A 7,406-nucleotide genomic window follows, 5' to 3' on the forward strand; every position below is an offset into this window, starting at 1 on the left:
ATGAATACGATACAAAAAAAGATCTATACACTCGTAGCTGTCGTTGTCTGCAGTATGGTCGTCATATGGGTCGCATTAACGTACTATAATCAAAAAATGCAAAATCAATATAATGATATTCTTCAGCGTTATCTTCAAATGAATGAGGTTAGTGCATTGAGCCGGGAGCTTGTCACCACACTAAACAATTACATACAAACTCCATCAAACGACAAGCTTTATGTGCTGGACAATGAGCGCAGAATGCTGACAGAAGCGAAGGAGCAAATTGCTCAGCTGAAAAATGATGCGAATCTATTTACTTTAACGAACTATTTGAATCTAATTGACAGCTTGATAAATTCTACGGATCGTTCTATACGCTCCTTACATGAAAACAAGAAGGAAGAATCAATAAATGATTTCACAGATGCGACGCGCCTATCTACCTATATATCTGAGATGACGTTAACTCTTTTCGATACAGAGCTGAAAACATATGATCAGTTTTATCGCGATATGATTAAGCAGTCTGAGCTGCTAAACAAGCTTGGCTTATCGATGATTGCAATGATTACGTGCATCCTGCTGCTATTCACTTATTTATTCTCATACAGCATAACAAGACCTATCTATAAGCTAACACAAGCTGCCAGAGAGCTGTCTCGCGGTAGATTCGATACGTCGGTAGAGATTGCAGGCAACGATGAAATATCCTTTCTAGCAAAAACCTTTGATAGAATGCGGGTTAATATAAACAATCTCTTCTCAGAGATACAGCATAAGGCTCAGCTGGAAAGGGAACTGCAATCGAATAAGCTTCTGCTGCAGGAAAGTCAGCTGCTTAGCCTCCAAAGTCAAATCCACCCACACTTTCTATTCAACACGCTTGATACACTATCGAAAAAAGTGTACCTCGAAGGCTTAGAGGAGACGAGCGATTTGATTGCAAGTGTAGCTAGGTTGCTTCGCTACAGCTTAAAAAGACTTGATCGTCCAGTTACGCTATATGAAGAAGTGATGATATTAAGAGAGTATATGCTTATCCAACAAACAAGATTTACGGAACGATTGCGCTATATTGAGCATATCGATGAGAGCTGTCTATACATCCAGCTACCAGGCTTAACCTTACAGCCCATTATAGAGAATGCAGTCATCCATGCCATAGAGCCACTAGAGCACGGAGGAACGATTACTTTACATATTACAGAAGCAAGCGATCGTATTCTTGTGGAGATTAAAGATGAAGGAATGGGCATGTCAGCCGAGCGGATTCAGCAAATACTTGAGGAAACCGAACCGAGAAGGGACGGACATTCAACAGGCATAGGGTTTAGTAATGTCGTAAAGCGATTGCGTCTATTCTATGGTCAAGAGAATGTGATTGAGATCGAGAGCAATGAAGGACAAGGCACAACCGTAAGGCTATTATTGCCAAAGTATAGAGGAGGGAACAGTGATGCTTAACATTCTTATTGTTGATGATGAACAGATTGAACGAGAGGGGATGCGCGCAATACTGCTGCGTGCCTATCCCGATGCTGTTATTGAGCTTGCAAAGCATGGGCAGGCTGCGGTAGAACTCGTCCCTCAGTTTAAGCCGGATCTCATCATTATGGATATTAAGATGCCAGTCATGAATGGTCTGGAAGCAATCGAATGTATATCAGCAAGCTACCCGCATATTCGCTATATTATGGTCACTGCCTATGATACGTTCGAGTATGCAAGACAAGCAATAAAGCTTGGTGTGAAGGACTATATCTTAAAGCCCAGCAAAATCGCTGAGATCCAAGCGGTTGTAGGTCGTGTGCTAGAGCAGATACAGCAGGAGCGGGCCGAACAGGAACGACATGCAGTGATGCATCAAAAGCTCGATAAAATGATACCGATTGTAGAAGCAGATATCGTGACACAATTGCTGTACGACCATGTTCATGAAGTGCATTTGGATGAAATGATTAATCTATTAGGAGAATCGATGAGATGGAATACTGACGTGTTCGTGCTAGTCATTCGATTGCGTTCATATGATTCGCCTGAAAAATTACTGCAAGCGGTTAAGCTGAAGTTTAGACAATTAGGCAATGGCTGGGTTGGTGCGATGTCAGGTGGCTGCTTGCCTATTATCGGCTTCCTTGAAGGAAATCGATCGTTTCGTTCACAAGCGGCTTCGATCGTTCATGAGCTTAACTCGATGACCGAACTTAGAATGCAGCAGCAGTCAATCTGCATTGGAATTGGTGAGCCGCGACAAGCACTTAATGAGGTACGGTATTCCTATCAGGAAGCATTGCTAGCCGCTGCAGCAAGCAATGAAACGGCGAAGTACAGCTATTATGCTGACATTCATCGAGATAACCAAGCCTCCGTAAAGCTATGGAGCAGAGAGAAGGAGAAGAGTATACAGGAGCAGCTAAGACTAGGGATGTGGGATGCACTGACTTCCTCTATACTTCAGGTCATTGATCAGCTAGAAGCAAGTGGTATGAAGCTTCATCATGCGCAACAGCATATGCTCGAGGGGATATGGTTTGTATTTTATGAAATAAGTGAATATGGAATAGAGACAGAGCTTCCATTCTATCCATTTCAGATACATACGTTCAAAGAGCTCAGATTGGAAACGGAACGACTGCTGCTGCGGTTGAGGGAGGATTGTGAGTGTAATCGAAAACAGCCCCATATCGATGTGATTCACAAAATGAAGCAATTTATTGTAGAGAACTCTCATCGTGAGCTTTCGCTTGAAATGATCTCAGGCGAAGTTGGGCTGAGTCCATTTTATATTAGCAAGCTGTTTAAGGAGCAGATCGGAATTGGCTATATCGACTTCTTAACGGAATGCAGAATAGAGAAAGCTAAAAAAATGATGAGTACAGCAGCCTACAGCTTAAAAGAGATCGCCTATGAGGTCGGCTATAACGATCCAAATTACTTTAGCAAAGTATTCAAAAAGGTTTGTGGAATGGCCCCTACGGAATATCGAAAAGCAATGAACAGTACATCGCAATAATTTACAGACGTTTGCAAGAGTTTACCGCTTTTCATCCCATCGCCACATAATTTTCCATGTTAATCTTATCCATGTAATCAATACATTTCCTTAATAATTTAGAGGAGAGATGAAGATGAGAAAGCGTAAAGTAAAGGGTGGCATGTTAGCGCTAATGCTCGCGGTGATTGTCTTGTTAGCCGCATGCAGCAGCGGAAGTAACGAGGAAGGCAGCTCAGACAAAGGCGCGAATTCCGCGAAGGATGGAAGCATTAAAATTGGTTTTTCTATGGATACTCTTCAGGAGGAGCGCTGGCAGAAGGATAGAGATTTGTTCAAGGCTGCAGCAGAAAAGCTAGGGGCTACCGTTGAGGTGCTGGCAGCTAACAGCGATGATGCGAAGCAAATCGCACAGGCTGAATCGTTAATCTCACAGGGGGTGGACGTACTCGTTGTTGTTCCCCACAATGCGGAAGCAACGGCAGCTATTGTAGAAAAGGCACATGAAGCGGGAATTAAGGTGCTTGCCTATGACCGATTAATTAAAAATTCCGATGTTGATTTGTATGTTTCATTCGATAATGAGCGTGTTGGAGAAATGCAGGCCGAAGCGATTGTAGCTCAGGTGCCAAAGGGTAAATACGTATATATTGGTGGTTCTGAAGCAGATAACAATGCACATTTATTCAAAAAAGGCGCAATGAATATTCTTCAGCCTTATATCGATAAAGGCGACATTCAGATCGTATATGATCAGTGGTCTAAGGATTGGAACCCTGCTGCTGCTTTGTCTAATATGGAGAACGCGCTTACAGCTAACAATAACGAAATTGATGCTGTTGTTGCAGCCAATGATGGTACAGCTGGTGGTGCAATTCAAGCATTAACTGCGCAAGGTTTAGCAGGACAAATTCCGGTATCTGGTCAAGATGCAGAGCTTGCTGCGGCTCAGCGTATTATTGAAGGCACACAAACGATGACCGTTTACAAGCCAATTAAGTCATTAGCTGAGAAAGCAGCAGAGCTTGCTATTAAATTAGCGAAAGATGAAGACCCAGGAGCGGATAAAACAGTCAATAACGGAAAGATTGATGTACCGTCTATATTGCTCGATCCGATTGCCGTAACGAAAGACAATATCGATGCCACGGTTATTGCTGACGGCTTCCATTCCAAAGAAGATGTTTACAAAAATGCGAATTAAGCTAACTAACATCTATCTCTGTGAAGATGAAGTGAGGTGACAGAGCATGACGACGGCATTAGAGATGCGAAATATTACGAAGCAATTTCCGGGAGTCAAAGCTCTTGACGATGTAACCTTCACGGTGAAAAAAGGGGAGATTCATGCGCTATGTGGTGAGAATGGTGCAGGGAAATCGACTTTAATGAAGGTGCTAAGCGGGTTATATCCAACCGGTTCCTATGATGGGGAAATCGTTATTCACGGTGATGTGAAGCGTTTCTCTACGATTAAGGATGCAGAGCAGGCGGGAATTGCGATCATCTATCAGGAGCTGGCTCTTGCAAAGGATTTATCGATCGCAGAGAACTTATTTCTAGGCAAGGAGTTCGCGCGATGGGGTGTCATTAATTGGGACCGAGCATTTAAGGAAAGTGAAAAATGGTTGAAGGAAGTGGGGCTTACAGATGTAAGCCCTGAAACAAGAACGGGAACGTTAGGGATCGGGAAGCAGCAGCAGGTTGAGATTGCCAAGGCGTTATCAAAAAATGCGAACCTATTAATTCTTGATGAGCCTACGGCTGCTTTAACAGAGCAGGAGGTCGATATCCTACTTTCAATTCTTCGTGAATTTAAGGCAAGAGGTGTAACCTGCATCTATATATCTCACAAGCTGAAGGAAGTGTTCAGCATAGCCGACTCTGTAACAGTTCTTCGAGATGGGAAAACCGTAGGCACCTATAGCATCGAAGATATTACAGAGGAAAAGGTAATTTCATTAATGGTGGGACGTGAGCTCAAGCAGCTATTTCCTAGAATTGAGCCGCAGACTGGCAGCATTGTGATGAAGGTGCAAAATTATTCAGTGATGCATCCTGATCTTCCTGGCCGTAAAGTGATTGATGATCTGTCGTTTGAGATACGCCAAGGTGAAATTTTCGGGATTGCAGGTTTAATGGGAGCTGGACGAACAGAGCTTGTAATGAGCTTGTTTGGCGGATATTCAGGAGCCGTGAGTGGAACGGTTGAGATCGAAGGGAAAAGCGTAAGAATTAAAAGCACGCAGCAGGCGATAAAGCATGGCTTAGCTCTTGTGTCAGAGGATAGGAAGAAATACGGACTTGTCCTCGGTATGGATGTTAAGAACAATATAACGCTTTCCAGCTTAAGGCACATCTCTAGCGGTGGAGTTATTGACCATCAGAAGGAGATATATCAAGGAAACGATTATATGAAGGCGCTGCGTATTAAAGCTAACTCAGTTGAGACGATTGTCGGTACATTAAGCGGAGGTAATCAGCAGAAGGTAGTCATTGGAAAATGGTTGATGACAAATCCGAAAATATTAATACTCGATGAACCGACACGTGGTATCGATGTTGGTGCAAAATTCGAAATCTATACCCTGATGAATGAGCTAATAAAGCAGGGAATGGCTATTATTATGGTTTCATCTGAGCTTCCAGAGCTGATGGGGATGAGTCATCGAATTATGGTCATCTCCGAAGGTAGGAAGACGGCTGAATTTATGGCGGAAGAGGCGTCACAGGAAGTCATAATGACTGCTGCAACGGGAGGTAGAACGGGATGAAAGGACAAACAGCAGCTGAGACTGAATATAATCAAGCGGCATTTGGATCGAGAAGCTGGAAGTCTTGGTTTAAGTTCGATGCACGTGCCTATACGATGATCGGTGCATTGTTAGCGATATGGGTGTTGTTCTCATTACTACATGAAAGGTTTCTATCGCCTACGAATTTATCAAATCTATTTTTACAAATGTCAGTCACATCGATACTAGCGATTGGTATGGTGCTCGTTATTGTTGCAGGTCATATTGATCTGTCTGTAGGATCACTTGTTGGCTTTATCGGCGGAATCGTCGCGATGCTGAACGTATGGTATGATTGGCCAGCTTTGCCTGTTATTATCGTAGCGATTGCGATTGGCGCGTTAATTGGTTGTATTCAAGGATGGATTATTGCATACAAGGCGGTCCCCGCATTTATAGTAACGCTAGGTGGAATGCTAGTTTTTCGCGGACTATTGTTTGGTACAACTGGCAGTGTAACTGTAGCACCGCTATCTCCTGGACTTAAAACGATCGGACAATCGTATATGACTGACTTGATTGGATGGGTAATAGGAGGTATTGGACTTCTGATTGCAGCTGTGCTTGTGTTAAGAAAGAGGTCGTCACGCAGTAAGTATGGATTTCCAGTAGAGCCACTCGCTTTAAGCGTGCTGAGAATTATTGCTGCGGGTACGCTAATACTCGGATTCGTAGCTGTCATGAATAGCTATAAGGGTATCCCAGTACCTTTCTTAATGGTTGTTGTGCTTGCTCTTATCTTTACATTTATAACACGCAATACGACTTTCGGTCGTCAAGTATATGCGATCGGGGGCAATCCTGAAGCTGCAAAGCTATCAGGGATTAACATTAAGCGCCGCGTTATGCTTGTATTTGTTCTGTGTAATACATTAGCCGCTATCGCCGCACTCGTTTTGACCGCTCGATTGAACGCTGCAACAATGACAGCAGGGCAAAACTATGAGCTTGATGCCATTGCAGCATGTGTCATCGGAGGTACAAGCTTAATTGGTGGTGCAGGTTCTATTATGGGAGCACTTATCGGTGCACTGGTCATGAGTAGTCTCGATAATGGAATGAGTTTAATGAATATGGAATCCTTCTGGCAGTATATCGTTAAAGGCGGCATACTTGTACTCGCTGTATATGTGGATATCCACACAAGAAATCGTAAAAATAATGCTGCCTAGCTTAGGCGGCATTATTTTTTTGAAAAAAGGGGTTGTCAAATGACATTCGTCTATGGTATATTCTAATTCCGGCCGAGAAAACGGGCTGCGATGAGGCAAGCGAAAGAGTTTCGAATGAATATGATTCATGAAATTGAATCATAAAATAATTTGAAAAAAAGCTTGCATCAAACGAATGAATATGATAAGATATTTTCTGTTGTCACTTTGAAAGGTGATGGCGGCGAAATAAATTAACTTCATTAATATGAAGTGTAATTGTTCCTTGAAAACTGAACAACGAGTAAGAACTGCCATCAACAATTCAACCCCGTTGAGTTGTTGATAAAAAGCGGAATAAATGAGCAATCAAACACTTTAATGGAGAGTTTGATCCTGGCTCAGGACGAACGCTGGCGGCGTGCCTAATACATGCAAGTCGAGCGGACTTGATGGAGTGCTTGCACTCCTGAGAGTTAGCGG

At 43.0% G+C, this 7,406-nt stretch carries 5 protein-coding genes and 1 rRNA gene; all 6 read left to right on the forward strand.

Annotated elements, in window-relative coordinates:
• Window positions 1-1,449, forward strand: a complete 1,449-nt coding sequence (locus tag M3180_RS14470) for a sensor histidine kinase (protein ID WP_251668699.1) — start codon at window positions 1-3, stop codon at window positions 1,447-1,449.
• On the forward strand, window positions 1,442-2,998 hold the full coding sequence (locus M3180_RS14475) for a response regulator (protein ID WP_251668701.1): 1,557 nt from the start codon (window positions 1,442-1,444) through the stop codon (window positions 2,996-2,998). Before M3180_RS14470 ends, M3180_RS14475 begins: the two co-directional genes overlap by 8 nt.
• Window positions 2,999-3,107: 109 nt before the next feature.
• Entirely contained in the window at window positions 3,108-4,181 is a 1,074-nt protein-coding gene (xylF, locus tag M3180_RS14480) for a D-xylose ABC transporter substrate-binding protein (RefSeq protein WP_432806942.1), read from the forward strand.
• A 46-nt stretch (window positions 4,182-4,227) separates the two neighbouring features.
• Window positions 4,228-5,751 (forward strand): xylose ABC transporter ATP-binding protein, encoded by a 1,524-nt coding sequence (locus M3180_RS14485; protein ID WP_251668705.1) that lies wholly within the window; start codon window positions 4,228-4,230, stop codon window positions 5,749-5,751.
• On the forward strand, window positions 5,748-6,944 hold the full coding sequence (locus tag M3180_RS14490) for a sugar ABC transporter permease (protein ID WP_251668707.1): 1,197 nt from the start codon (window positions 5,748-5,750) through the stop codon (window positions 6,942-6,944). Before M3180_RS14485 ends, M3180_RS14490 begins: the two co-directional genes overlap by 4 nt.
• 357 nt (window positions 6,945-7,301) lie before the next feature.
• Window positions 7,302-7,406, forward strand: a 16S ribosomal RNA gene (locus M3180_RS14495); the annotation flags it as partial.

It is taken from the genome of Paenibacillus camelliae (assembly GCF_023715345.1).
GTDB classification, from domain to species: domain Bacteria; phylum Bacillota; class Bacilli; order Paenibacillales; family Paenibacillaceae; genus Pristimantibacillus; species Pristimantibacillus camelliae.

Coding starts and splice junctions, on each gene's coding strand:
- M3180_RS14485 (WP_251668705.1), top strand. CDS start 4,228: ATGACGACGGCATTAGAGATGCGAAATATTACGAAGCAATTTCCGGGA.
- M3180_RS14490 (WP_251668707.1), top strand. CDS start 5,748: ATGAAAGGACAAACAGCAGCTGAGACTGAATATAATCAAGCGGCATTT.
- M3180_RS14475 (WP_251668701.1), top strand. CDS start 1,442: ATGCTTAACATTCTTATTGTTGATGATGAACAGATTGAACGAGAGGGG.
- xylF (WP_432806942.1), top strand. CDS start 3,108: ATGAAGATGAGAAAGCGTAAAGTAAAGGGTGGCATGTTAGCGCTAATG.
- M3180_RS14470 (WP_251668699.1), top strand. CDS start 1: ATGAATACGATACAAAAAAAGATCTATACACTCGTAGCTGTCGTTGTC.